General features: G+C 37.1%; 1 pseudogene. It reads right to left on the reverse strand.

From position 1 onward, the window contains the following. Positions 1-15: 15 nt before the first annotated feature. Positions 16-1,311, reverse strand: a pseudogene (locus OGM63_RS12510) (IS4 family transposase). Positions 1,312-1,475: the final 164 nt, after the last annotated feature.

The following is a 1,475-nucleotide window of genomic DNA, read 5'->3' on the forward strand; positions in this document are numbered from 1 at the left end:
GCTGTAAGTCTTTTGTCAAGAGGCTTTGAGAGAATTGTTGAAAAAAAACTGGTCAGTCCCACGTTGAAGATCGCGAAAAGGTGCGACAATTAACTTAATATTTGGTTTTCGCTTCTGTTTGATAATACCTAAATTTCGATTTTGAGGGTCAGCGAAATATTTAACTGGGTCTGTGGCCTTACCTTTTTGATGAGCCATTGTAAAATGATAAAGACCACGATAAATCATTTCTAATGAAATCTCATCAAAGGGGAGAGAAAGTTCGTCAGCTACAGCATCACCTAAATCTACTAATACTGCATAAAATAACCAAGTTGCCCAAATTTGTAATTGAATTCCATTGATTGAACCTGTCCATAAATAACTTAACCCCAAGAGTCTTTTGACTGTATTAAAAGCATCTTCAATTCGCCAACGTCGTCGATATAAATCGGCTACCACATAAGGGGGTAAAATATGAGGGTCTAGAACGCTGGTTAAATAAGAATGCCATGTTTTTCCTGACCGGACTTCAATTAACCGTAAGGTAATAAATGGAGTCTTCTTTGTGCCAGAACCCAGACGTATCTTTGTGTCCTTTACTCCATAACTATCTGTAAATACCTGTTCTATCTTGATTGCAGCTCCTTTTTTTATTCTCGTAATAAAGTCCACTTTTTTCTCGATTAATTGATGCCAAAAGTTAAAGTGATAAAACCCTCTATCTAATAAGAGTAAAGTTCTTTTTGTGACTAAATTTAGAATATTTTCTGACAGGTTCGTGTCCGATGCCTTGGGATTTTCTTCAAACCAAATTTCTACAGGTAATCTGGTCATTAAATCAATGACTGTACTCATCTTTCCTGCTAATTGTCCTCTTTGAGCTTCTTCTAAACTTTGTAATTTCCTAAACAATGCCTCCAGTGTTGACCCGTCTACTATCCAAATTTTCTCGAATTTTAATAATGTAAATTGAATGCTTTCTGGTAATGGACGTTTATTTCTACTATGCCAAGCTGCTCTCAAACTAGGCAATAAATCTTTAAATATTTTTTCAAATAATTCTGATGGAAATGTTAAAAATTTGTGTGATACGGCTTGTTGACTAACTTAGGATTACACCAAAGAATTCCGTCTCTGGCTAACATTCTTGTCAGTTCTCTGACTCCTGCTACATCTCTCCACAAAGCGGGTTAACACCGCAGCCATCATTAATGGTAAATTCAGTATCCTTTCTCTAAGTCCTAGTTTTCTGTAGTAATTTTCTTGATTTGTAATGGCTGGTGTCAGTAATCTTTCTAGTTGCTCGGCTATTACTTCATCTTCCACCATTGGTCTGCGTTTCTTTTTGGCGTGGTCTCTATTGGTTTTTCGGCTGGTGGTCATGGCTGGCCTCAATCGCTCAATTACTTGTCCAGATTGAGTTTCCCACTATTTTTGACCTCTGCAAATACCACCCTCGACAATTTCCCCTTTTCCTTAACTTGTCACCAATG

Origin of the sequence: Plectonema radiosum NIES-515 (genome assembly GCF_025753815.1) — a bacterium.
Classification (GTDB): Bacteria; Cyanobacteriota; Cyanobacteriia; order Cyanobacteriales; family Nostocaceae; genus Hassallia; species Hassallia radiosum_A.